The organism is Streptomyces sp. NBC_01320, from assembly GCF_035974375.1.
Lineage (GTDB): Bacteria > Actinomycetota > Actinomycetes > Streptomycetales > Streptomycetaceae > Streptomyces > Streptomyces yanii.
Genome location: NZ_CP108390.1, coordinates 4,996,770 through 5,020,187 on the forward strand (window position 1 = coordinate 4,996,770; position 23,418 = coordinate 5,020,187).

The 23,418-nt window shown below is 70.1% G+C and carries 20 protein-coding genes; 12 read left to right on the forward strand and 8 right to left on the reverse strand.

Annotated features, from left to right (window positions below):
• Nucleotides 1-134: 134 nt before the first annotated feature.
• The gene (ychF, locus tag OG395_RS22495) at nt 135-1,223 is read right to left on the reverse strand and encodes a redox-regulated ATPase YchF (RefSeq protein ID WP_266981985.1); all 1,089 of its coding nucleotides are present in this window, start codon (nt 1,221-1,223) and stop codon (nt 135-137) included.
• A 194-nt stretch (nt 1,224-1,417) separates the two neighbouring features.
• Between ychF and OG395_RS22500 the strand changes: the two genes are divergently transcribed.
• Nucleotides 1,418-2,008 carry a DUF6542 domain-containing protein gene (locus OG395_RS22500; protein ID WP_376337646.1) on the forward strand — a complete coding sequence of 197 codons (591 nt, stop codon included), beginning with the start codon at nt 1,418-1,420 and terminating at the stop codon, nt 2,006-2,008.
• Between the two features lie 9 nt (nt 2,009-2,017).
• Here OG395_RS22500 and ppgK read toward each other — a convergent pair whose 3' ends face one another.
• Complete coding sequence (gene ppgK / locus OG395_RS22505; RefSeq protein WP_327244566.1) at nt 2,018-2,755, reverse strand: polyphosphate--glucose phosphotransferase; 738 nt, start codon at nt 2,753-2,755, stop codon at nt 2,018-2,020.
• Nucleotides 2,756-2,884: 129 nt separating this feature from the next.
• A complete protein-coding gene (locus OG395_RS22510) occupies nt 2,885-3,910 on the reverse strand; it encodes a 4-hydroxy-3-methylbut-2-enyl diphosphate reductase (protein ID WP_376337642.1) in 1,026 nt (341 codons plus the stop codon).
• A gap of 115 nt (nt 3,911-4,025) precedes the next feature.
• On the opposite strand from OG395_RS22510, the gene OG395_RS22515 reads away from it, so the two are divergent.
• From OG395_RS22515 to OG395_RS22530, 4 genes are all read left to right on the forward strand, one after another.
• The gene (locus OG395_RS22515; protein WP_327249420.1) at nt 4,026-5,372 is read left to right on the forward strand and encodes an APC family permease; all 1,347 of its coding nucleotides are present in this window, start codon (nt 4,026-4,028) and stop codon (nt 5,370-5,372) included.
• Nucleotides 5,373-5,483: 111 nt separating this feature from the next.
• A complete protein-coding gene (xseA, locus tag OG395_RS22520) occupies nt 5,484-6,695 on the forward strand; it encodes an exodeoxyribonuclease VII large subunit (protein WP_327244567.1) in 1,212 nt (403 codons plus the stop codon).
• A gap of 66 nt (nt 6,696-6,761) precedes the next feature.
• Entirely contained in the window at nt 6,762-7,019 is a 258-nt protein-coding gene (locus OG395_RS22525) for an exodeoxyribonuclease VII small subunit (RefSeq protein WP_327244568.1), read from the forward strand.
• A 191-nt stretch (nt 7,020-7,210) separates the two neighbouring features.
• Nucleotides 7,211-7,801, forward strand: coding sequence for a malonic semialdehyde reductase (locus tag OG395_RS22530; RefSeq protein WP_266981995.1), 591 nt, complete (start codon nt 7,211-7,213; stop codon nt 7,799-7,801).
• A gap of 91 nt (nt 7,802-7,892) precedes the next feature.
• On the opposite strand, the gene OG395_RS22535 is transcribed toward OG395_RS22530, so the two are convergent.
• Nucleotides 7,893-8,411 (reverse strand): DUF4245 domain-containing protein, encoded by a 519-nt coding sequence (locus tag OG395_RS22535; RefSeq protein ID WP_266981997.1) that lies wholly within the window; start codon nt 8,409-8,411, stop codon nt 7,893-7,895.
• Between the two features lie 167 nt (nt 8,412-8,578).
• Between OG395_RS22535 and glpX the strand changes: the two genes are divergently transcribed.
• Nucleotides 8,579-9,610, forward strand: coding sequence for a class II fructose-bisphosphatase (gene glpX / locus OG395_RS22540; RefSeq protein ID WP_327244569.1), 1,032 nt, complete (start codon nt 8,579-8,581; stop codon nt 9,608-9,610).
• A 204-nt stretch (nt 9,611-9,814) separates the two neighbouring features.
• Here glpX and OG395_RS22545 read toward each other — a convergent pair whose 3' ends face one another.
• On the reverse strand, nt 9,815-10,186 hold the full coding sequence (locus OG395_RS22545; RefSeq protein ID WP_327244570.1) for a WhiB family transcriptional regulator: 372 nt from the start codon (nt 10,184-10,186) through the stop codon (nt 9,815-9,817).
• Between the two features lie 168 nt (nt 10,187-10,354).
• A complete protein-coding gene (locus OG395_RS22550; RefSeq protein ID WP_266981999.1) occupies nt 10,355-11,029 on the reverse strand; it encodes a DUF1707 SHOCT-like domain-containing protein in 675 nt (224 codons plus the stop codon).
• A gap of 284 nt (nt 11,030-11,313) precedes the next feature.
• Here OG395_RS22550 and OG395_RS22555 point away from each other — a divergent pair, with 284 nt between their 5' ends.
• The gene (locus OG395_RS22555) at nt 11,314-12,981 is read left to right on the forward strand and encodes a fumarate hydratase (RefSeq protein WP_327244571.1); all 1,668 of its coding nucleotides are present in this window, start codon (nt 11,314-11,316) and stop codon (nt 12,979-12,981) included.
• A 110-nt stretch (nt 12,982-13,091) separates the two neighbouring features.
• Here the strand turns inward: OG395_RS22555 and OG395_RS22560 are convergent, their stop codons facing one another.
• Nucleotides 13,092-14,078 (reverse strand): LuxR C-terminal-related transcriptional regulator, encoded by a 987-nt coding sequence (locus OG395_RS22560; protein WP_327244572.1) that lies wholly within the window; start codon nt 14,076-14,078, stop codon nt 13,092-13,094.
• 70 nt (nt 14,079-14,148) lie between these two features.
• Between OG395_RS22560 and OG395_RS22565 the strand changes: the two genes are divergently transcribed.
• Both OG395_RS22565 and OG395_RS22570 read left to right on the forward strand, forming a co-directional pair.
• Nucleotides 14,149-15,423, forward strand: coding sequence for an MFS transporter (locus OG395_RS22565; RefSeq protein WP_442818589.1), 1,275 nt, complete (start codon nt 14,149-14,151; stop codon nt 15,421-15,423).
• A gap of 304 nt (nt 15,424-15,727) precedes the next feature.
• Complete coding sequence (locus tag OG395_RS22570) at nt 15,728-17,056, forward strand: M18 family aminopeptidase (protein ID WP_327244573.1); 1,329 nt, start codon at nt 15,728-15,730, stop codon at nt 17,054-17,056.
• A gap of 52 nt (nt 17,057-17,108) precedes the next feature.
• On the opposite strand, the gene OG395_RS22575 is transcribed toward OG395_RS22570, so the two are convergent.
• On the reverse strand, nt 17,109-18,638 hold the full coding sequence (locus OG395_RS22575; protein WP_327244574.1) for a ricin-type beta-trefoil lectin domain protein: 1,530 nt from the start codon (nt 18,636-18,638) through the stop codon (nt 17,109-17,111).
• A gap of 106 nt (nt 18,639-18,744) precedes the next feature.
• On the opposite strand from OG395_RS22575, the gene OG395_RS22580 reads away from it, so the two are divergent.
• The 3 genes from OG395_RS22580 to OG395_RS22590 all read left to right on the forward strand — a co-directional run bounded on the left by OG395_RS22580 (nt 18,745) and on the right by OG395_RS22590 (nt 23,272).
• The gene (locus OG395_RS22580; RefSeq protein WP_327244575.1) at nt 18,745-20,169 is read left to right on the forward strand and encodes a class II fumarate hydratase; all 1,425 of its coding nucleotides are present in this window, start codon (nt 18,745-18,747) and stop codon (nt 20,167-20,169) included.
• Between the two features lie 44 nt (nt 20,170-20,213).
• On the forward strand, nt 20,214-20,930 hold the full coding sequence (gene fomD / locus OG395_RS22585) for a cytidylyl-2-hydroxypropylphosphonate hydrolase (protein WP_327244576.1): 717 nt from the start codon (nt 20,214-20,216) through the stop codon (nt 20,928-20,930).
• Between the two features lie 371 nt (nt 20,931-21,301).
• Nucleotides 21,302-23,272 carry a SpoIIE family protein phosphatase gene (locus tag OG395_RS22590; protein ID WP_327244577.1) on the forward strand — a complete coding sequence of 657 codons (1,971 nt, stop codon included), beginning with the start codon at nt 21,302-21,304 and terminating at the stop codon, nt 23,270-23,272.
• Nucleotides 23,273-23,418: the final 146 nt, after the last annotated feature.

Sequence of the window (23,418 nt, forward strand, 5' to 3'; positions counted from 1 at the left end):
ACGTAGATTGAATCTTACTTCACCTCTGAGCTGACGGACCGAACGGGAAAAAAACCAGGGGCCCGACTCCGAAGAGTCGGACCCCTTCCGACCTGCATGTTTGCCAGATCAGCGACGTGGCGATACAGCGCCCGCTACACGTTGAAGCGGAACTCCACCACGTCGCCGTCCTGCATCACGTACTCCTTGCCCTCCATGCGGGCCTTGCCCTTCGCGCGGGCCTCGGCGACCGAGCCCGTCTCGACCAGGTCCTCGAAGGAGATGATCTCCGCCTTGATGAAACCCTTCTGGAAGTCGGTGTGGATGACACCGGCCGCCTCGGGGGCCGTGGCGCCCTTCTTGATCGTCCAGGCGCGGGTTTCCTTCGGACCTGCCGTGAGGTAGGTCTGGAGGCCCAGGGTGTCGAAGCCGACGCGGCCGAGGGTGGCCAGGCCGGGCTCTTCCTGGCCCATGGACTGGAGGAGTTCGAGGGCCTCGTCGTCGTCGAGTTCGATGAGCTCGGACTCGATCTTCGCATTGAGGAAGATCGCCTCGGCGGGGGCGACCAGGGCGCGCTGTTCGTTCTTGAAGTCCTCGTCGACCAGCTCGTCCTCGTCGACGTTGAAGACGTAGAGGAAGGGCTTGGTGGTGAGGAGGTGCAACTCGTGGAGGAGCTTGCCCTTCTCGGTGCCTGCGGTGATGCCCGCGGCGAAGAGGGTCTGGCCGGACTCCAGGATCTTCTGGGCCTCCTCGACCGTGGCGAGGACCGCGACCTTCTCCTTCTGGAGGCGGGACTCCTTGGTGAGGCGCGGGACGGCCTTCTCGATGGACTGGAGGTCGGCGAGGATCAGCTCGGTGTTGATCGTCTCGATGTCGTCCTTGGGCGAGACCTTGCCGTCGACGTGGACGACGTTCTCGTCCTTGAAGGCACGGATGACCTGGCAGATGGCGTCGGACTCGCGGATGTTCGCAAGGAACTTGTTGCCGAGGCCCTCGCCCTCGCTCGCGCCGCGCACGATGCCGGCGATGTCCACGAAGTCGACGGTGGCCGGGAGCAGCTTCTGGGAGTTGAAGATCTCCGCGAGCTTGCTCAGGCGCGCGTCGGGGACGCCGACCACACCGACGTTCGGCTCGATCGTGGCGAACGGGTAGTTGGCCGCCAGCACGTCGTTCTTGGTCAGGGCGTTGAACAGGGTCGACTTGCCGACATTCGGCAGACCGACGATTCCGATCGTGAGCGACACGTTGGCGACTTCCTGCAGTAAGGATGGATGGGCCGATTCTCCAGTTTACGGGCGGGGGCAAGCGGGTAGTCACAGATCTGGTCCGGGCCGATCCGGTTCCCGTTCGGCCATGTGGCATCGAACTCATCGCCAAGGTCACCCAAAGGGCGTGTCCAACGCCTCTGTCCTCCCGCTTCGCGACCTACGTTGTCCCGGTGGAGCAGCCCAGAACACGTCCCCCTCGGCACCGGCAGTCGCCTCAGCAGCCCCCGCTGTCCCCGCAGGGCGCCCTCGACGAGGCCGACGCCGTCTATCGGACTGTGGGCTCGCCCCGCCCCCGGGCACGCCCGGTGCCGCCCGCCGTGCTCGCGCTGCGCCGACTGCCCAGTCCTCGGCTCACCGGCATCGGTGCCGGATTGTTCGCCGCCGCCGTCATGTTCTCGCTGGCGTGCCTCGACTGGCTGCTGTTCGACGGTTCGCCGGTGGTGTACGGGGTGCTGTTCCTGCCGGTCAGCGCGCTGACCGCACTGTGGGTGCGGCCGGCGGATCTGGTGACCGCACCGATCAGTGTGCCGATCGCGTTCGCCGTCGGTGTGATTCCGATCTCCGGCGGAACGGGCGGCTTCGGCGGGCAGACGATGGCGGTCGTCACCGCGCTCGCCGTCCATGCCGGCTGGCTGTACGGCGGCACGCTCGTCGCGGGGCTCATCGCCACCGTGCGCAAGATCCGGCTGATGCGGCAGCGCCGGCGGCGGATGCTGCTGGCCGCGCGGACGGCGCGGTCCACCCGGCGTCCGAAGGATTAGCTCCCCCGGTCAGCTGCCTGCCGCGGCCATGGCCGCGCCGACGATGCCCGCGTTGTTCTGCAGCTCCGCGGGGATCATCTCGGCCCGTACGTGGTCGATCAGCGGCAGGAACTTGTCCGCCTTGCGGCTGACTCCGCCGCCGATGATGAAGAGCTCGGGCGAGAACAGCATCTCCACGTGGGTCAGGTACCTCTGCACCCGGTGCGCCCAGTGGTGCCAGCTCAGATCCTCGTCCTCCTTGACCTTCGTGGAGGCGTGCTTCTCGGCGTCGTGTCCGTTCAGCTCCAGATGGCCGAGCTCGGTGTTGGGCACGAGGTGCCCGTCGATGAAGACAGCGCTGCCGATCCCCGTACCGAACGTCAGCATGATCACGGTCCCCTTGCGGCCGCGCCCGGCGCCGAACGTCATCTCGGCGATTCCCGCCGCGTCGGCGTCGTTGAGGACGGTCACCGGAAGGCTCAGCTTGTTGCTGAGGAGGGTACGGGCATCGGTGTCGACCCAACCCTTGTCGACATTGGCCGCTGTGCGGGTGACACCGCTGGTGACTACGCCCGGGAAGGTGACGCCGACCGGTCCCGACCAGTCGAAGTGGCCGACCACCTCGGCCACGCTGTCGGCCACGTCCTCGGGCGTGGCCGGATGCGGTGTCAGTACTTTGTGGCGCTCCTGCGCCAGGTCTCCGCGGTCCAGGTCCACGGGAGCACCCTTGATCCCGGATCCGCCGATGTCCACGCCGAAGATCTGCATGCGACCCACGGTACGGGCCCGCGCCGCACCGCGCCCCACTTCCCGGGGCACGGGCCCGCGCCCCGGGGGGGGGTGATGCATGGATGAGAGGCCGCCCCACCCATGTGCGCGGCCTCTCGCACCAGGTCGTTACTTCGCGGAGAGTGCCTCAGCCTCTGCGCGCAGGTCCCGGCGGAGCTCCTTGGGCAGCGAGAAGGTGATCGACTCGTCTGCCGTCTTCACCGTCTCCACGTCTGCGTAGCCACGCTCGGCGAGCCACTCCAGTACGCCGTCGACCAGCACGTCGGGGACGGAGGCTCCGGAGGTGAGGCCGACCGTGGTGACGCCCTCCAGCCAGGCCTCGTCGATCTCGTGCGCGAAGTCCACCAGATGGGCGGCGGGGGCGCCCGCGTCGAGGGCGACCTCGACCATGCGGATCGAGTTCGAGGAGTTCTTGGAGCCGACGACGATGACCAGCTCGGCGTCCTCGGCCAGCTTCTTCACCGCGATCTGGCGGTTCTGCGTGGCGTAGCAGATGTCGTCGCTCGGCGGCGAGAGGAGCTGTGGGAACTTCTCCTTCAGCGCGTCCACCGTCTCCATCGTCTCGTCGACCGAGAGCGTGGTCTGGGAGAGCCAGACGACCTTCGACTCGTCGCGCACGGAGACATGGGCGACGTCCTCGGGGCCGTCGACCAGGGTGATGTGGTCGGGCGCCTCGCCGCTCGTGCCGATGACTTCCTCGTGGCCCTCGTGGCCGATCAGGAGGATGTCGTAGTCCTCCTTGGCGAACCGGACCGCTTCCTTGTGGACCTTGGTGACCAGCGGGCACGTCGCGTCGATCGTGGCGAGCTTGCGCTCCGCGGCCTCGGCGTGGACGGTCGGTGCGACGCCGTGCGCGGAGAACATCACGATGGAGCCCTCGGGGACCTCCGCGGTGACGTCGACGAAGATCGCGCCCTTCTTCTCCAGCGTCTGCACGACGTACTTGTTGTGCACGATCTCGTGGCGGACGTAGATCGGGGCCCCGTACTGCTCCAGGGCCTTCTCGACGGCGATCACGGCACGGTCCACGCCCGCGCAGTAGCCACGGGGCGCGGCGAGCAGGACGCGGCGCGTGGCGCCCGCACTCGGGTCGGTGGCGGGTGACGGGCTGGGCGTAGCAGTCATGCGTCCCATCGTAAGGCCGTGCCGAACAGGCGCAGGATCAGCCGGGTCGGGAGACTTGCTCATACGCGACGTACGCCACGTACGCCCCGTACGCGACTGTGTCCGCGCGATCTACGGAGGGCTCATGGCCGGCAGCGGTACGGACAGGGCGGGACTGCGCCGGACGCTCGGGTTCCGGGATCTGGTGGTGTACGGGCTGCTGTTCATCGCGCCCATGGCGCCTGTCGGCATCTTCGGCACGCTCGACGCGAAATCGGACGGTGCGGTCGCGCTCGTGTACGTCGCGGCGACCGTCGTCATGGCGTTCACCGCTTTCAGTTACGCCCAGATGGTGCGGGTCGCGCCGCTGGCCGGTTCGGTCTTCGCGTATGCGCGCAAGGGGCTCGGGGAGGGGCCCGGTTTCATCGCCGGGTGGATGGCGATGCTGGACTATCTGCTGATCCCGGCGGTCGCCTATCTCTTCTCCGGGATCGCGATGAACTCGCTGGTGCCGTCGGTGTCGCGGTGGGTCTGGACGGCGCTCGCGGTGGTCGTCACCACGCTGCTCAACCTGTGGGGGGTGCGGGCTGCCGCCCGGGTCGGCTTCGCGGTGCTGGCGATGGAGATCGCGGTGCTGGGGGTGTTCCTGGTCTCGGCGGTGGTCGTGCTCGTGCGGGACGGGGCGCAACGCGGCTGGTGGACCCCGTTCACCGGGGACTCCGGCTTCTCGACGTCGGCGGTGCTGGGCGCGGTGTCGGTGGCCGTGCTCTCGTACCTGGGCTTCGACGCCATCGCCTCGTTCGCGGAGGAGGCCACCGGGGGCTCGGAGAAGGTGGCGCGGGCGGTGCTCTTCTGTCTGGTGATCGCAGGGGTGCTGTTCGTGGCGCAGGGCTATCTGGCGACCCTGCTGGAGCCGATGACGTCGGCGGAGCTGGCCGCCCATCCGGCCAGGCAGGGGTCCGCCTTCTACGACACGGTGGACTTCGCCGTCGGCACCTGGCTGCACGACCTGGTGGCGGTCAGCAAGGCGATCGGGGCGGCGTTCGCGGCGCTGGCCGGGCAGGCGGCGGCAGGGCGGCTGCTCTTCGCCATGGCCAGGGAGCAGCGGCTGCCCTCGATGCTGGCCCGGGTCGACCGGCGGTCCGGAGTACCGCGGACCGCGATCCTGATCGCCGCGGCCGTGACGCTGGTGGCAGCGGTCTGGGCGGCCCGGCGCGCCGACGGCCTCGACCGTCTGGTGTCGGTGGTCGACATCGGTGCGCTGACGGCGTTCGTACTGCTGCACGCGTCGGTGATCGGCTGGTTCGCCGTACGCCGGATGGACGGGCCGCCCAGCTGGTGGAGGCACGTGCTGGTGCCGGTGGTGGGTGCGGGGGTGCTGGTCGCGGTGATCGCGGAGGCGGCGGCAAGCGCGCAGGTGGTGGGGGTCTTCTGGCTGGCGGTGGGGATCGTGGTGCTGGCGTTGCAGTGGGGGCGGCACCCGGCTGTATGACGGCCGCCCCATGACGGGGAGCCCACTCCCTGTCGTTGGGGCGGCCGGACGGGGTCCCTCGCGTGTCGTCGGGCCGCCTCGTTGTCCGTGGTGGCGGATACGCTCGCTCGCATGGCTCTCAATACGTCCGCGGAAGCTCCGCTGCCCGTCGGCGAGGTGTCACGGCTGATCGGGGGATGGATCGACCGGCTCGGCGCCGTCTGGGTCGAGGGGCAGATCACGCAGTTGTCGCGGCGGCCGGGTGCCGGGGTCGTGTTCCTGACGCTGCGCGACCCGTCGCACGACATCTCCGTGAGCGTGACCTGCTTCCGTCAGGTCTTCGACCGGATCGCGGATGTGGTGACGGAGGGTGCGCGGGTCGTCGTGCTGGCCAAGCCCGAGTGGTACGCGCCCCGCGGCCAGCTGTCCCTGCGGGCCACCGAGATACGGCCGGTGGGCATCGGCGAACTGCTGGTCCGGCTGGAGCAGCTGAAGAAGTCCCTGGCCGCGGAGGGGCTCTTCGCCCTGGACCGGAAGAAGCCGCTGCCGTTCCTGCCGCAGCTGATCGGTCTGGTCTGCGGTCGGGCGTCGGCGGCCGAGCGCGACGTGCTGGAGAACGCACGGCGGCGCTGGCCCGCGGTCCGTTTCGAGGTGCGCAACACCGCGGTGCAGGGCGTGCACGCGGTGAGCCAGGTGGTCCAGGCCGTGAAGGAGCTGGACGACCTGCCCGATGTCGATGTGATCATCGTGGCGCGCGGCGGCGGCAGCGTGGAGGACCTGCTGCCGTTCTCGGACGAGCAGCTCATCCGTACGGTCGCCGAGTGCCGCAAGCCGGTGGTGTCCGCGATCGGGCACGAGCCGGACTCCCCGCTGCTCGACCTGGTCGCGGATCTGCGGGCGTCCACGCCGACGGACGCGGCGAAGAAGGTCGTGCCGGACGTGGGCGAGGAGCTGGACCGGGTGCAGCAGCTGCGGGACCGGGCCCTGCGGACCGTACGAGGGCTGCTCGACCGGGAGGAGCGGGGACTGGCCCATGCGCTCGGCCGGCCCTCCATGCAGCAGCCGCAGCGGATGGTGGACGAGCGTGCGGCGGAGGTCGACGCGCTGACCGGGCGGAGCCGCCGGGTGCTGGGCCATCTGCTGGACCGGGCGGACTCGGAGCTCGCCCACACCCGGGCGCGGGTCGTCGCGCTGTCGCCCGCGGCGACGCTGGAGCGCGGGTACGCGGTGCTGCAGCGGCCGGACGGTCATGTGGTCCGCTCCCCGGCCGACGCCGGGGCGCCGGGCGACGAGCTGCGGGCGCGGGTGTCGGAGGGCGAGTTCACCGTGCGGGTGGCGGAATGACGTACGCGCCGCCCCGCCGTTTCGGCTCGGACCTGGTTGTCGTACCTCACACATAGGGTGGATCACATGACGGACGACGCGACGACGACACCTGCCGCCACGGACACGCTCGGGTACGAGCAGGCGCGGGACGAGCTGATCGAGGTCGTGCGGCGCCTGGAGGCGGGCGGCACGACGCTGGAGGAGTCGCTCGCGCTGTGGGAGCGCGGCGAGGAGCTGGCCAAGGTGTGCCGGCACTGGCTGCAGGGTGCCCGGGCCCGGCTGGACGAGGCGCTCGCCCAGCCCGGGAAGGAGCAGCCGGACGGGCAGGGCGACGCGGGCTGAGCCCGGTCCCGGAATAGTTCCGGCGCGCCCGGTGGTTGTGCGCCTCGTCAGAAGTCGGGGCGGCCGGGCGCACTTCGCACACGATTGTGGAGTGGGTCACTCAGGTCAGGTTTTAGTTGAACGTTAACCTACCTCTCCGTTACGGTCGCCGTATCGCTTGATCCGTATTCGTCCGGAAGGTAATTCGCAAGATGTCCCTCGTTCTTGACCCCGCTGCCCAGGACCTCCTCTTCCGTGAGGCCCGCACCGCCAACACCTTCACCGACGAGCCGGTCTCCGAGGAGCAGGTCCAGGCGATCTACGACCTGGTCAAGTACGGCCCGACCGCCTTCAACCAGTCGCCGCTGCGCGTCGTCCTGGTCCGTTCCGACGACGCCCGCGCCCGCCTCGTGAAGCACATGGCCGAGGGCAACCAGCCGAAGACCTCCACCGCTCCGCTGGTCGCGATCCTGGCCGCCGACAACGAGTTCCACGACGAGCTCCCGGCCCTGATGCCGCACTTCCCGCAGGCCAAGGACGCGTTCTTCTCCGAGCGCCCGGTCCGCGAGTCGTCCGCCGCGCTGAACGCCGCCCTGCAGGCCGCGTACTTCATCATCGGCGTCCGCGCCGCCGGCCTGGCCGCCGGCCCGATGACCGGCTTCGACGCCGCGGGCATCGAGAAGGAGTTCCTGGACGGCGACCACAGCCTGCTGATGGTCGTCAACATCGGCAAGCCGGGCGAGGACGCCTGGTTCCCGCGCCTGCCGCGTCTCGCCTACGACGAGGTCATCACGACCGTCTGAGGCATTCCAGCCGTACGGGGAAGGGCCCCGGAGCATAATGCTCCGGGGCCCTTCCCCGTACGCCCGTATGCGGGGCCGTACGGCTCGCGGCTCAGGACGTCCTGAGCGCGGCGGCCATCTCCGCCAGCCGCTCCGTCGACGCCGATCCGGTGACGACCGTGGTCGCGCCCTTGTCGTGGCGCACGAGGGCGTCGTACTTCGGGCCCTCCCAGTGCTGCCACGTCTCACCGGCGACCTGCTGCGTGCGCCCGGTGTTCCGCGCGTCCCGGCTGACCTCGGACACGTACTTCTCCGCCGGGGACGTCGACTGCTCCACCGCGACGTACTTGCCGTCCGGGTCGAGGAAACCCAGGTGCCAGCCGTTGCCGGCCTGGCGCTCATAACTGACCGAGGTCGGCTTCCAGTCCTTGGACAGACCGGCCGGAGCAGCGACCGGATACGGGGCCGCGCGCCTGGCTGTCACGAGCTCCACGCGGTAGTCGACCGCCTTGACCGGGTTGGCCTTGTCGTCGTGCGGGACGAAAATGTAAACGACCCCCGCGACGGCGGAGATCACCGCCATCGACAGGATCATGTCCCGCGCTGTCTGCTTGCCTCGCTTGCTTGCCACGGGTCCATGGTCGCATCACGTCCGACGGGGCCGACCGAGGGGCAGACGGACGCGACACCCACCCCATCCTGCCGCTCATAAGTGACCCGGTCTGCTCATTTTATCGACCTGGCGATAGAGTCAGAGCACCCTCTTCCGGTCGTCGTCGTACAGAAAGGTGCGCTCCGATGTCCGAGCATCATCTGCCGTCCCAGCTAGAGGTCTCCCCGGAGGCCCCCGACCGCAACCTGGCCCTGGAGCTGGTCCGGGTCACCGAGGCCGCCGCCATGGCCGCCGGGCGCTGGGTCGGCCGCGGCGACAAGATCGGCGCCGACGGCGCCGCCGTGAAGGCCATGCGTACCCTCGTCTCGACCGTCTCGATGAACGGCGTCGTCGTCATCGGTGAGGGCGAGAAGGACGAAGCCCCCATGCTGTTCAACGGCGAGCGGGTCGGTGACGGCACCGGCGCCGAGGTCGACATCGCCGTGGACCCGATCGACGGCACGACCCTGAATGCCAAGGGCATGCCGAACGCCATCGCCGTACTGGCCGCCGCCGACCGCGGCTCCATGTTCGACCCGTCCGCGGTCTTCTACATGGACAAGCTGGTCACCGGCCCCGAGGCCGCCGACTTCGTCGACATCAACGCCCCGGTGGCGGTGAACATCCGCCGGGTCGCGAAGGCGAAGAACTCCGCCCCCGAGGACGTCACCGTCGTCGTCCTGGACCGCCCGCGCCACGAGGGCATCGTCAAGGAGATCCGGGAGACCGGCGCCCGCATCAAGTTCATCACCGACGGCGATGTCGCCGGTTCGATCATGGCCGCCCGCGAGGGCACCGGCGTCGATCTGCTGATGGGCATCGGCGGCACCCCCGAGGGCATCATCTCGGCGTGCGCCATAAAGTGCCTCGGCGGTGTCATCCAGGGCAAGCTCTGGCCGAAGGACGAGGCCGAGCGGCAGCGCGCGCTGGACGCCGGGCACGACCTGGACCGGGTGCTGTCCACGGACGACCTGGTCAGCGGCGACAACGTGTTCTTCGTCGCGACCGGCATCACGGACGGTGAGCTGATGCGCGGCGTGCGGTACCGCAGCGAGACGGCGACCACCGAGTCGATCGTGATGCGGTCCAAGTCCGGCACGATCCGGAAGATCGACTCGACCCACCGGCTGTCGAAGCTGCGTGCCTACAGCGCGATCGACTTCGACCGCGCGAAGTAGACCGCGCGAGGCACGCGTGAGCGGACCTCGCCCGGCCGGGAGAACGTGAAGAGGCGCCCCCCATGTGCGGTGGGGGCGCCTCTCCGCGTCGACGGCGGGTGGGGGGCGGCTCGGTCGCGTCCGGGGAGCCGCCCCCGCCCCGATGGAGTCGCTCGTCGCGTCCCGCGCGGCCCCTCCGGTCCGCCGAGGTCAGGTCCGCTCCGGTCAGCCGGCTGCGGCGATGTGGTCGGCCGAAGCAGCGGCCTTGAGCTCCATCTCGCGCCGTCTGCGGCGGGCGAGCACCACACGGCGTTCGGCGGCGGTGAGGCCGCCCCACACTCCGTACGGCTCGGGCTGCACCAAGGCGTGCTCCCGGCACTCGATCATCACCGGACAGCGCGCGCAGACCCGCTTCGCGGACTCCTCTCGTGACAGTCGGGCAGCAGTCGGCTCCTTCGACGGGGCGAAGAACAGCCCGGCTTCGTCCCGGCGGCACACCGCCTCCGAGTGCCAGGGGCCGGCCTCGTCCTCCCGAGCAGGGGTGCGCTGGGTGGGGACGGCGGCGACCTGCAGGGGCTGATGCGGCGGTTGCAGCACGGTCTACTCCTGACGACGGCTTCGCGAGCGAGAGACGATGCAGCAGTCCCTACCCGCTGTGCGTACGCCTATGCACTGAGTGGCACCGAGTTCCGGGCGGCGAAATTGTGATCGATCGGAAAATTGGCCTGATTGGACACGGTGCGGGCCGGCGCGGCTTGCCGTGGTTCAGTGGCCGAGGTGTTTGCGCAGCTTGTTGTGGAGATCCGTAATCAGTTTCCCGCGCTTCGGCTTCGCCTCGACGTTACCGAAGACCGAATAGCCGTTGACGATGACCACTGGTGCTTCCGGGTCTGCGGATTCCAGTGTGACCACTTCGAAATTACCGAAGACGCCCGTCCCGCTGCCGCGCAACGAGATGTTCTCCGGGACCTTGATCTCGACACTTCCGAAGATGGATGTCGCGTTGATGACGGTGAGTCTCTGGCCGAAAAGCGCCTCGGTCAGATCGATCTCCACGCTGCCGAAGAGCGAGAAGGCGTTCGTACGGCCGCCGACCCGCCAACGGCCCTTGCGGGTGGAGCTGCTGAAGATCGCCACCAGGTTGTCGGCCGGGCCGGTGGGGGCCTCGGGGCCGTACGCGTACGGTGCGGCGGACGACGGCAGGGCGCCCCCTCCGGGGGTCGGCAGATCCCGTACCAGCGGTTCGAGTTCACCGACGGTCTTGGCCCGGTAGACCGCGTCGACCCGCTCGGCATGCTCCTCGGCGGTCAGCCGGCCCTCGGCCATGGCATCGCGCAGGATGTCCGCGATCCGGTCGCGGTCCGCGTCGGAGGCACGGATACCCGCGGGCGCGGATTGCGCCGGGGCGGCGGGCTGCTGGGGGTGCTTTTCGAGGTCCACCGGCCAAGCGTACCCAAACGCGATAGATCGCGACTAGAGCCTCTCCGTCGGATCGGGCCGGATCAGGGAACGGCCCGCCACGGAGTGACGACAGCGCCGCAGATGTGCGCGCCCGGCCCCGGGCCCGGCATGATCCGAAAGAGCGGCCCACGGCGCACGGCGGGCGGCCGCGTGCGTTCGACTGAGCCTTACCTCACAGCTTCGGCGCCCTTGCGACGTTCTACCCTGGTGGGTGCGCTGTCCAAGGGAGGCCAGCCGCTGTCGCCGAGTGAGGAATGGCCGTAATGCCAGAGTTTGCGTACTCCGATCTGCTCCCTCTGGGAGAGGACACCACGCCGTACCGGCTGGTGACCGCCGAGGGCGTCTCGACCTTCGAGGCCGACGGCCGTACGTTCCTCAAGGTCGAGCCGGAGGCGCTGCGCACCCTGGCCGCCGAGGCGATGCACGACATCTCGCACTACCTGCGCCCCGCTCACCTGGCACAGCTGCGGCGGATCGTCGACGACCCGGAGGCGTCGTCCAACGACAAGTTCGTGGCGCTCGACCTGCTGAAGAACGCCAACATCGCCGCCGCGGGCGTCCTCCCCATGTGCCAGGACACCGGCACCGCGATCGTCATGGGCAAGCGCGGGCAGAACGTGCTGACTTCGGGTGGTGACGAAGAGGCGCTCTCGCACGGCATCTTCGACGCGTACACCAAGCTCAACCTGCGCTACTCGCAGATGGCTCCGCTCACCATGTGGGAGGAGAAGAACACCGGCTCGAACCTCCCGGCCCAGATCGAGCTGTACGCCACCGACGGCGGCGCCTACAAGTTCCTCTTCATGGCGAAGGGCGGCGGCTCGGCCAACAAGTCGTTCCTCTTCCAGGAGACGAAGGCCGTCCTGAACGAGGCCTCCATGATGAAGTTCCTGGAGGAGAAGATCCGTTCGCTGGGAACCGCGGCCTGCCCGCCGTACCACCTGGCGATCGTCGTCGGCGGCACGTCGGCCGAGTTCGCGCTGAAGACCGCGAAGTACGCCTCCGCGCACTACCTGGACGAGCTGCCCGCCGAGGGCTCCCCCACGGGTCACGGCTTCCGCGACAAGGAGCTGGAGGAGAAGGTCTTCGAGCTGACGCAGAAGATCGGGATCGGCGCGCAGTTCGGCGGCAAGTACTTCTGCCACGACGTGCGCGTGGTGCGGCTGCCCCGGCACGGTGCCTCGCTGCCCGTCGCGATCGCCGTGTCCTGTTCCGCGGACCGTCAGGCCACCGCGAAGATCACCGCCGAGGGTGTGTTCCTGGAGCAGCTGGAGAAGGACCCGGCGCGTTTCCTGCCGGACACCACGGACGAGCACCTGGACGAGGCGGGTGACGTCGTCAGGATCGATCTGAACCGGCCGATGGACGACATCCTCGCCGAGCTGAGCAAGTACCCGGTCAAGACCCGCCTTTCGCTGACCGGCCCGCTGGTCGTGGCGCGTGACATCGCGCACGCCAAGATCAAGGAGCGGCTGGACGCGGGCGAGGAGATGCCGCAGTACCTGAAGGACCACCCGGTGTACTACGCGGGTCCGGCGAAGACGCCCGAGGGGTACGCCTCGGGTTCCTTCGGCCCGACGACGGCCGGGCGCATGGACAGCTACGTCGCACAGTTCCAGGCGGCGGGCGGCTCCAAGGTGATGCTCGCCAAGGGCAACCGGTCCAAGCAGGTCACCGACGCGTGTGATGCGCACGGCGGCTTCTACCTCGGTTCGATCGGCGGCCCGGCGGCGCGTCTTGCGCAGGACTGCATCAAGAAGGTCGAGGTCGTCGAGTACGAGGAGCTCGGCATGGAGGCGGTCTGGAGGATCGAGGTCGAGGACTTCCCGGCGTTCGTCGTCGTCGACGACAAGGGCAACGACTTCTTCACCGAGCCCGCTCCGGCGCCGACGTTCACCAGCATTCCGGTGCGCGGTCCCGGTCTCGCCTGACCGGCGGGACTCGGCCCGCTTCGGGGGCGTCACGGTTTCGGCCGGGGCGCCCCCGCGGCACGTCCGTGACGGAGTCGGCGCCTGACCGCCGTGCGTCCGCGCCCCTTCGTTCAGGTGTCGAGCAGTCCTGACGTGGCGAGCAGATAGCCCAGCTGGGCGCGGCTGTTGCTGCCCAGTTGTTCCGAGACCTTCCGCATGTGCTCGGCGACGCTGCGGCGGCTCATGCCGAGCCTGCGGGCGATCGACGCGTCCGTCTCACCGCCGACCACCGCCAGCAGAATGGTGCGCTGAAGGTCGGACGTGATGGCCGGGGAGCGCGGTGGCGCGTCCTCCGGGCGGATCGGGACGGAGCGGGACCAGGCGTGGTCGAAGTGCCGGACCAGCAGGGCGATCAGGGCCGGGTGCTGGACCCGCAGGGCTGTGTGCAGCTCCTCGTGAACCGGGACGAACGCGACGTCGCGGTCGCAGACGATGACCCGGTCGACGACCTCGGCAAGCGTCCGTACCTCGGCGCCGGCCGACGTGACCTGCTCGATGTACGAGAGCGTCGCACGGTGCGTACGGACGGTGTGCTGATAGATCGTCCGCTGTCGCACGCCTCGCCGCAGCATCGCGAGATCGCGCGGCAGCGCCTCGCTCAGGACGTGCGCGGGGCGTCCGCCGCCGGGCTGCGCGGTGAGCAGCTCCTCCCGGCAGCTCCCGACGGCGGCGTCGAGCGCCTTGTTGATGACGGCTCTTCCGGCGAGCCGGGTGAGGGCGGGTTGTTCCGTCCGGTGCACATCCGCGTACAGCCCCTCGAAGGCGGCGAGGGCGGCGCGGGTGGCGCGCAGGGTCCGGCGCTGCCGGACGATCGCCTCCTCGATGGGCCCGAGCGCGGCGAAGGAGGCCGTCTCCGGCGGTACGGGGATCAGGGAGCCCGGCGCTTCGCGGTCCGCCACCACCAGCTGGAGGGCACGCAGACAGGCAGGCGCCTCGGTTTCCGGAAGGCTTCCTTCCATCAGGGCGCGCCGGTAGGCCGTCAGGGCGGTGGCGCAGGGGCGGTCCGACGACGATTCGCGGCAATCACATGCGCCTGGGCTGGAATGATCGTCCTTCACAAGTATGCAGATTACATTCGTGCAAACGGGCCGACATCCGGGTTCGCGGTTACTCGACCACTATGTGCGGGTGACGCTCCGCATCGACCACTCCCCCGACCATTCGGCCGGCCGGCCGGACAACTCGGCCCGCGGCGAGCGGCGTTATCGCTTCCTGGTCGCCGGATACGCCGTCTCCTCCTACGGCACGTTCCTGAATATGGTGGCGCTCAATCTGTTCGTCTACGAGACGACGGGTCGGGCGATCGCCATGGGGCTGTTCATGGCGGTGCGGCTGGGTGCCGGCTTCGTCGCCGGTATGACGGCCGGCTCGCTGCTCGCGCGTTTCACGGCCAAGACCGTCATGCTCTGGACGAACGCGGCGCAGGCGGCCGTGATGCTGTTGCTGATCCTCGCGCCGGACGGGCTGCGGACAGCGGCGCTGGTGGCCGTGTCCGTGGTGATCGGTGCCTGCGGAACACTGTTCATGGTGGCGCTGCGCAGCTCCATTCCCGAGATGGTGGGCGAGGAGCGGCGCAGCTGGGCGAACTCCCTCTCCATCACGGGGCGTTCACTGGCGATGGTGGCCGGTTTCGCCTCGGCGGGTGTGGTGGTGTCGCTGGTCGGGTACACGGCCGCGTTCGTGGTGGACATGGTCACGTTCGTGCTGTGTGCCGTGACGGTGGCGCTGCTGCCGGTCGCGGGCGGCGGCAGGACGGGCGAGGCCGCGGAGCGGGCGGGGCGGCGGTCGGGGAAGCCCGGCGCGTTCGCCGCGCTGGCCGCCGCGCCCGGTCTCGGTCTGATGGTGGCGCTGCGCGGGGTGGACGCCTTCGGTTCCTCGTCCCACAACGCGGGGCTGCCGGTCCACTCCGCCGATCTCGACCCCTCGCACCCCGCGGTGTTCGTCAGCTCCTTCTGGTGTCTGTGGGCGGTGGGGAACGTCCTCGCGCAGCAGGTGATCCAGCGGTACGCGAAGCGCACCGGCCGGTCGGTGGGCGCGCTGGGCTTCGGTTACGGCACGATCGTGATGTCCGGGTCCTTCATCCTCGCGTTCGCGGGGTTCCCACTCGTCGCGACGGCCGTGATCGCGCTGATCGCGGGCGCGGCGGACGGGTTCACGGAGGTCTCGTACACCTCGCATCTGCAGACACTCCCGGCCGGCCCGCGCGGTCACGCCTTCGGGCTCTCCGCGACATTCGAGAATCTCGGCTTCGGTGTCGGAATGATCCTTGTCGCGGCGGCACTTGACCGCTACACCCCGCTGACCGTGGTCGGGTGGTCCCACGGGGCAGCGATCCTCGTCGCGCTGGTGTTCGTGCTCCGGGTGGCGGGGCTGCGCAGAGGGACGGGATTCAGCCAATCTTGAGACCACCTGCGGGAGCCGCGGACCGTACCGGAGCGGGCGGGGACTGCGCCCTGGACCCGGCGCCGCTGTGCCCTCCTCCCAGCGACCCCTGCGACGGGGCCCCGAACGCGACAATCCCGCACCGCCGCTTTCACGCAGGGAGCAGCGGATCGGGCTTGCGCCGCTCCGGGACCGTGCCAAGGGTTGGCGGACGTTCCCGGAGCACTCCGCCGATTCCCTGTGCCGCCGGCCGCGCCACCACCCGCGTGCCACCCGCTCCACCACCCTCACTCTCGCTACCGAACACCGGAAAGGTGGACGCCGTATGACGCCGGCCCCTCATCTCAGCCACGCCAGCCGCCGCAGCCACTCCGACGACCTGCTCGCCTTCATCGGCGCCGCCCCGTCCCCGTACCACGCGGTGGCCGAGGCCGCCCAGCGCCTGGAGAAGGCCGGCTTCCGTGAGCTGCCCGGCACGGCCGACTGGACGGGCACCACCGGCGGCAGCTTCGTCACCAGCGGCGGCGCGCTGATCGCCTGGTACGTCCCCGAGGGCGTCCCCGCCCACACGCCGTTCCGGATCATCGGTTCGCACACCGACTCACCGAATCTGCGGGTCAAGCCCACCCCCGACACAGGCTCGGCGGGCTGGCGCCAGATCGCCGTGGAGATCTACGGCGGAGTCCCGCTCAACACCTGGCTCGACCGGGACCTCGGGATATCCGGGCGGCTCGCGCTGCGCGGCCCCGGTGGCACGACCACGTCGCGGCTCGTCCGGATCGACGAACCGATTCTGCGCGTACCTCAGCTGGCGATCCATCTGGACCGTACGGTCAATGACGGTCTGGCGCTCGACCGGCAGCGCCATGTCGCCCCGCTGTGGTCGCTCGGCGCACCCGAGGACGGCGCGCTGGTGCGCCGGGTGGCTGCGGCGGCCGAGGTGGACCCGGCCGAGGTGCTGGGCTGGGACCTGATGCTGCACGACGTCCAGCCGCCCGGATACCTGGGCGTGGACCAGGAGTTCGTGGTCTCGTCGCGGTTGGACAACCTGGTGTCGGTGCACGCGGGCGTCACCGCCCTGGTCAACGCGGCGACGGGTGCCGAGCCGCCCTCGTACATCCCCGTCCTGGCGGCCTTCGACCACGAGGAGGTCGGCAGCGGCTCCGAGACGGGTGCGCAGAGCCCGCTGCTGGAGCGGCTCCTCAGCCGCTCGGTCACCGCGCGCGGCGGCAGCTCCGAGGACTGGTCGCGCGCCTTGTCGGGTACCTTCTGCGTCTCCGCCGACATGTCGCATGCGGTCCACCCCAACTACGCGGAACGGCACGACCCGGATCACCACCCGCTGCCCAACGGCGGGCCGGCGATCAAGGTCAACGTCAATCAGCGGTACGCCACCGACAGCACCGGCATGGCGGTGTTCGCGTCGGCGTGCGAACGGGCCGGCGCACCGTGGCAGCATTTCGTCTCCCACAACACGCTGCCGTGCGGCACGTCGATCGGCCCGCTCACCGCGGCCCGGCTGGGCGTCCCGACGGTCGACGTGGGGGTGCCGGGGCTCTCCATGCATTCGGCGCGCGAGCTGTGCGGGGCGGATGATCCGGGGTATCTGGCCGCCGTACTGGGAGCGTTCGTGAGCGAGACCGCGAGCCGGTGAGCGGAACGGGGCGGGGCGACCGCACCAGGCGGCCGCCCCGCCCCGTCGGGCGTTACGCGAAGCGCTGCTTCGCCGTCCCGTCGCACGCCTGCAGCTTCAGCGGGTCCTTGGCCGCCGCCAGCGTCAGACACAGGCCGGTCGACGCGGCCGGGCGCACGGTGCCCGACTGCCTGACGAACTGCTGGTTGGCCGCGCCCGAGCAGTTCCACAGGATGACCGTGGCGCCCGCCCTGTAGTCGGCGCCCGGCACATCGAGGCACCGGTCGTGGCTCAGCTCGGTGTGGATGCTCCTGCCGGCGGTGTCGTACCACCAGCCCTGGTTGCGGCCGCCGTGGCAGTCCCAGCCGCCGATCGGGGTGTTGTTACGGGTCACCGAGGCGGGGACGTCCACACACGTGCCGGTGGCCTCGTTCTTGAGGGGCTTGAAGAGTGAGTCCCAGGCGGCCGGCTCCAGGACCGGCTTTCCGGTGCCGGCCGGGTCGGCGCAGCTCGCCTCGCGCAGGCCGGAGTTGTAGATCTGGGTCAGGCACGACGCGAAGGCCGCGTGCCCGCGCGCATTGGGGTGGAAGGACTGCCGGACGGAGTTGGAGTCCCACGGCAACTGCGAGAGGTCGATGTAGAGACCGCGGGCCCAGGTGGACTCGCTGCAGACCTCGTGGCCGTGGAAGAGACGGGAGTTGTCGAGGTAGACGGCGCCGGTGTCGGCGGCGGCCTGCCGCATCCCGCGCTCGAAGGCGGGGACGGCGACGTTCCGGCCCCAGGCGGCGTCGGAGTCGTATCCGGCGCAGCCGCCGGGAAGCTTGCCGGGGAAGCTCGGGTTGTCGTAGAAGTCCGGGCCGATCGGGCTCGGATAGCCCATGACCACGAGCTTGTAGTCGCTGCTCGCGTAGCCGGCGTCGGACATGACGGTCTTCAGGTCACGGACGGTCTTCTCGACCTTGGGGACGAGTGCGTCGACACGGGCCTGCCAGCCGCCCTCGTACTTCGGCCGGCAGGTGCCCTGGGAGAGCACCCAGCGCTGGACGCAGTCCGTCATGACCGGGCCGAACTGGAGGTCGTCATTGGCGCCGGCCACGAGCACGATCATCTTGATACGGGTGTTGCGCGCCTTGATGGCGAGGTTGTCGCTCTGCACGAGCTCGTCGGCGTACTGCTTCGAGCCGCCGATGACGATGTTGCCGGTGTACGCGCCGGAGCAGGAGACGTTGTACGTGACGTCGGCCGGGATCCCGGTCTGGTGGATCGCGGAGTCGGGTGAGCGGTGGCACCAGTTGTCGGGGCCGTTCGTCCCCGCCTCGTACGTCCCGACGCCCTCGCCCGAAATCTCGCTGTCGCCGAGCGAGATCAGCCCGGTCTTGCGGTCGGCGAGCGGGCGCTCGGCCGGGCTCCCGTACAGCTGGGTGGCTTCGGCCGCGCGGATGGCCTCCAGCTGGGGCGGGAGGGGGGTCGATGCGGTAGTGGTGGTACCGGACCGGTCTGCCGCGCCTGCCGGTCCGGCGGCAGCGGCCATGCCGCCGAACGCCGCCGCCATGGCCGCGGCAGCCGCGACCGTACAGCGAAGTCTGTGCCTGGTGCGCCTCATTGCGCCTCCCCTGGTTGTGGTTACCCCCGGTATTTACTGGTCGGTAGGCGACTTGGGAATACACAGAACAAGACAAGTGCTCAACTTTTTCAGGAGGTTGAACCCCATGGACGACGTACAGGTCCCGGCGAACAGCGGCACAGCCGGCGAGAACTACCGCATCGAGCACGACTCGATGGGCGAGGTGAAGGTGCCCGCGGATGCCCGGTGGCGGGCTCAGACGCAGCGAGCCGTGCAGAACTTCCCGATCTCCGGCCAGCGCCTGGAGCGGGCCCACATCGAGGCCCTGGCCCGGATCAAGGCGGCCGCGGCGAAGGTCAACGCCGAGTTGAAGGTGCTCGACCCGGACATCGCCGCCGCGATCCAGGACGCGGCCGCCGAGGTCGCCGAGGGCCGCTGGGACGCGCACTTCCCCATCGATGTCTTCCAGACCGGGTCCGGCACGTCCTCCAACATGAACACCAATGAGGTCGTGGCCACCCTCGCCACCGAACGCCTCGGCCGCGACGTCCACCCCAACGACCACGTCAACGCCTCGCAGTCGTCCAACGACGTCTTCCCGTCATCCATCCACATCGCCGCGACCGCGGCCGTCACCGGCGAGCTGATCCCGGCGCTGGATCATCTGGCGGCCGCCCTGGAGCGCAAGTCCGTCGAGTTCGCGGCGGTCGTGAAGTCGGGACGTACCCACCTGATGGACGCCACGCCGGTGACGCTGGGCCAGGAGTTCGGCGGCTACGCGGCGCAGATCCGGTACGGCATCGAGCGGCTGTACGCATCGCTGCCGCGCCTCGCCGAGCTGCCGCTGGGCGGCACGGCCGTCGGCACCGGCATCAACACCCCGCCCGGCTTCTCCGCCGCCGTGATCGCCGAGGTCGCCCGTGTCACCGGACTGCCGTTCACCGAGGCCCGTGACCACTTCGAGGCGCAGGGCGCGCGGGACGGGCTCGTCGAGACGTCCGGCCAGCTCCGTACGATCGCCGTCTCGCTCACCAAGATCTGCAACGATCTGCGCTGGATGGCCTCCGGGCCGCGCACCGGATTGGCCGAGATCAGTCTTCCCGACCTCCAGCCGGGTTCGTCGATCATGCCGGGGAAGGTGAATCCGGTCATTCCTGAAGCCGTGCTGATGGTGGCGGCCCAGGTGATGGGGAACGACGCGACGGTCGCCGTCGCGGGCGCGGCGGGCAATTTCGAACTGAACGTCATGCTGCCGGTCATCGCGAAGAATCTGCTGGAGTCCGTCCGGCTGCTGTCCAACGTCTCCCGGCTGCTGGCGGACCGCACCGTCGACGGCATCACCGCCGACGTGGAGCGGGCCAGGGAATACGCGGAGTCCTCGCCGTCCGTCGTCACGCCGCTGAACAAGTACATCGGCTACGAGGAGGCGGCGAAGGTCGCCAAGAAGGCGCTCGCCGAGCGGCGGACGATCCGTGAAGTGGTGCTGGACTCGGGGTATGTGGAGCGCGGCGATCTCACGGTGGAACAGCTCGACGAGGCACTCGACGTGTTGCGTATGACCCGCCCGTGACGTGGATCGCAGCGACCGGGCGGGCGCATCCCTAAGATCTCTCCATGGCAGGTACCGGAGACAGCGAACCCGGAGAAGTCGAGCCCGGAGAGACCACGTTCTGGGCGCCGGGTGATCAGATTCTGTGGCGCTACCGCGGCAACGGTCCGCGGTCGCCCGGCCGCGCCCACAGCCCGGTCCACATCTGCCGTCCCGTCACCGTGGTCCAGGACACCGCCGAGCTGCTCGCCGTGTGGATGGCACCCGGCACCGAATGCGTGAAGCCGGTCCTCGCCGACGGCACCAATGTGCACGCCGAGCCCCTCGCCACCCGATACACCGCGCCCCGTACCACCGCCCGTTCGACCTGGTTCGGCACCGGCGTGCTCAAGCTCGCCCGGCCCGGCGAACCCTGGTCGGTCTGGCTGTTCTGGGACCGCGGCTGGAGCTTTCGCAACTGGTACGTGAACCTGGAGGAACCGCGCACCCGCTGGGCGGGTGGCATCGACTCCCAAGATCACTTCCTCGACATCGCCGTCCGCCCCGACCGCAGCTGGCGCTGGCTGGACGAGGACGAGTTCGCGCAGGCGCAGCGGGTCGGGCTGATGGACCGGGAGACCGCGTGGCGGGTACGGGAGGCGGGCCGCGCGGCCGTCCGCGTGATCGACGCGTGGGGGGCTCCGTTCCGGGACGGCTGGGAGAACTGGCGGCCCGATCCGCGGTGGCGGGTACCCGCGCTGCCGGATGACTGGGACCGTACGCCCTCGCATATGCCGTCGTGAGACCCTTGATGCACCCCAGGGGGGCAAACGTAGGATCGTCCTCCGGAGGGCTGCTCCGCTTCAACCGGCGGGCGCGGCGCAGGACCTGACCGCAAGTCATCGCACGAGTTGCACGATCTTCATGAGCCGCATCAGTTGCATGAGTCGCAAAATCCGCATGGACCACGACGAGGGGGTGGAGACGTGCACGCTGTCCGCCGCCCACGCGCCGGAAACGTTGTCACCTACACACCTCGCAGGCATACGGTTTCGGCCCCGCCGAGCGGGGCATGCGGTGACAGCCGTTGTCATCGCCGCTCTTGCCGGGGCACAGTGGCGCCCCACAAGGTGATTGCCTCATACAACCGGCCCGGACGGACGGAACCCCACGCGTGACGGAGCATCCCACCTCCCACGAAGGCCGGCAGCCTCTCGCCGCCCGGTCGCAGGAACGCGCCCGACCGCGGCAGCAGGATGCCGCGCCGCAGGCCGCGCCTGCCGCCGCAGCGATCCCGGGGCCGGCCCCGGCGCCCGGCTCCGGCTCCAATCCCACGGCGATTCCCGGCCCCGCCGGCGCACCGAACCCGGCGACCGCGCCGAGCACCGCCGCGGCCGGACCGGACCCGCAGGCGGTGGCCCGCCGCGAGGGCGACCGGCTGCGCTTCGTGGGCGCCGCGACCCGCCGGATCGCCCGCGGCATCGACCTGGACGAGATCGTCCTGGGGCTGTGCCGGGCCAGCGTGCCGACGTTCTCCGACGCCATACTCGTCTACCTCCGCGACCCGCTCCCGGTCGGCGACGAGCGTCCCGTCACTCCGTTCGTGCTGCGGCTGCGCCGGTCCGACCGGCTGCGTTTAAACGATGACGATTCCGATGTCTCCCCCTCCGCGGAGAGCGAGCGGCTGCGGCTGCCCGCCCTCGACCCGCACGCCGATCTGATGCCCGCGGCCGAGCTCTGCGAGGTCCGGGCGGGCGGCGCGCTCGCGGAGGTGCTGCGCGGCGTACGGCCCGTCTTCGGTGACTCCGCGACGGCCCGCGTCGCCCTGCCCGAGCTGCTCGGCGCCGGGGGCACCGTACCCTCCGGCCACCGGGCGATCCTCGCCCCGCTGCGCGGCCGCCGGAGGGTGATCGGTGCTGCCGTCTTCCTGCGCGGGACCGAGCGCCCCCCCTTCGAGGCCAACGATCTGCTGGTGGCCGCGCAGCTGGCGACGCACACCGCGCTCGGCATCGACAAGGCCGTGCTGTACGGGCGCGAGGCGTACATCGCCGACGAACTGCAGCGCACCATGCTGCCCGACTCGCTGCCGCAGCCCACCGGTGTCCGGCTCGCCTCCCGCTACCTTCCTGCCGCCGAGACCGCCCGGGTCGGCGGCGACTGGTACGACGCGATCCCGCTGCCCGGCAGCCGGGTCGCCCTCGTCGTCGGCGACGTCATGGGCCACTCCATGACCTCCGCGGCGATCATGGGGCAGCTGCGTACCACCGCGCAGACCCTCGCCGGGCTCGACCTGCCGCCGCAGGAGGTCCTGCACCACCTCGACGAGCAGGCACAGCGACTCGGCAGCGACCGCATGGCGACCTGCCTGTACGCGGTCTACGACCCGGTCGCGCACCGGATCACCATCGCCAACGCAGGGCACCCGCCGCCCGTCCTGCTTCACCTGGGCGGCCGCGCGGAAGTGCTTCGGGTGCCGCCCGGTGCCCCGATCGGCGTCGGCGGGGTCGACTTCGAGGCGGTCGAGCTGGACGCGCCCTCGGGCGCCACGCTGCTGCTGTACACCGACGGTCTGGTGGAGTCCCGGCTGCGGGACGTCTGGACCGGGATCGAGCAGCTGCGCGAACGGCTCGCCGCCACCGCCCGGCTCACCGGACCGGACCATTCGCCGCCGCTGGAGGCGCTCTGCGACGACGTGCTCGACATGCTCGGCCCCGGCGACCGGGACGACGACATCGCGCTGCTCGCCGCCCGCTTCGACGGGATCGCGCCGAGCGATGTCGCCTACTGGTTCCTGGAACCGGAGGACTCCGCCCCCGGACGGGCCCGCCGACTGGCCCGCAGGGCGCTCAGCCGGTGGGGGCTCGACGATCTCTCGGACTCGGTGGAACTGCTGGTCAGCGAGGTGGTCACCAATGCGGTGCGGTATGCGGAGCGGCCGGTCACGCTGCGGCTGCTGCGGACCGACATCCTGCGCTGCGAGGTCGGTGACGACGCCCCGCAGCTGCCCCGGCAGCGCCGGGCACGCGACATGGACGAGGGCGGCCGCGGACTGTTCCTGGTGAACCGGCTGGCCAGGCGGTGGGGGGCGACCCGGCTGTCGACCGGCAAGGTCGTCTGGTTCGAGATGCCGACCCGCAGCCAGTAAGAGGAGCTCACAGCACCGCGCCACATTTGGACAAATAGGGACGATCTCCACATGTTGCCATCCTCCCGTCGTCGGAGTTGACTTCAGTCGTGACCGGGCGCCGCCTGGACGATTTGACCGACACCCCGCACCGACGGGAGGACGCT

Coding starts and splice junctions, on each gene's coding strand:
- OG395_RS22575 (WP_327244574.1), bottom strand. CDS start 18,638: ATGAGGCGCACCAGGCACAGACTTCGCTGTACGGTCGCGGCTGCCGCG.
- xseA (WP_327244567.1), top strand. CDS start 5,484: ATGGCTCTCAATACGTCCGCGGAAGCTCCGCTGCCCGTCGGCGAGGTG.
- OG395_RS22515 (WP_327249420.1), top strand. CDS start 4,026: ATGGCCGGCAGCGGTACGGACAGGGCGGGACTGCGCCGGACGCTCGGG.
- fomD (WP_327244576.1), top strand. CDS start 20,214: ATGGCAGGTACCGGAGACAGCGAACCCGGAGAAGTCGAGCCCGGAGAG.
- OG395_RS22580 (WP_327244575.1), top strand. CDS start 18,745: ATGGACGACGTACAGGTCCCGGCGAACAGCGGCACAGCCGGCGAGAAC.
- OG395_RS22555 (WP_327244571.1), top strand. CDS start 11,314: ATGCCAGAGTTTGCGTACTCCGATCTGCTCCCTCTGGGAGAGGACACC.
- OG395_RS22530 (WP_266981995.1), top strand. CDS start 7,211: ATGTCCCTCGTTCTTGACCCCGCTGCCCAGGACCTCCTCTTCCGTGAG.
- glpX (WP_327244569.1), top strand. CDS start 8,579: ATGTCCGAGCATCATCTGCCGTCCCAGCTAGAGGTCTCCCCGGAGGCC.
- OG395_RS22525 (WP_327244568.1), top strand. CDS start 6,762: ATGACGGACGACGCGACGACGACACCTGCCGCCACGGACACGCTCGGG.
- OG395_RS22510 (WP_376337642.1), bottom strand. CDS start 3,910: ATGGGACGCATGACTGCTACGCCCAGCCCGTCACCCGCCACCGACCCG.
- ppgK (WP_327244566.1), bottom strand. CDS start 2,755: ATGCAGATCTTCGGCGTGGACATCGGCGGATCCGGGATCAAGGGTGCT.
- OG395_RS22570 (WP_327244573.1), top strand. CDS start 15,728: ATGACGCCGGCCCCTCATCTCAGCCACGCCAGCCGCCGCAGCCACTCC.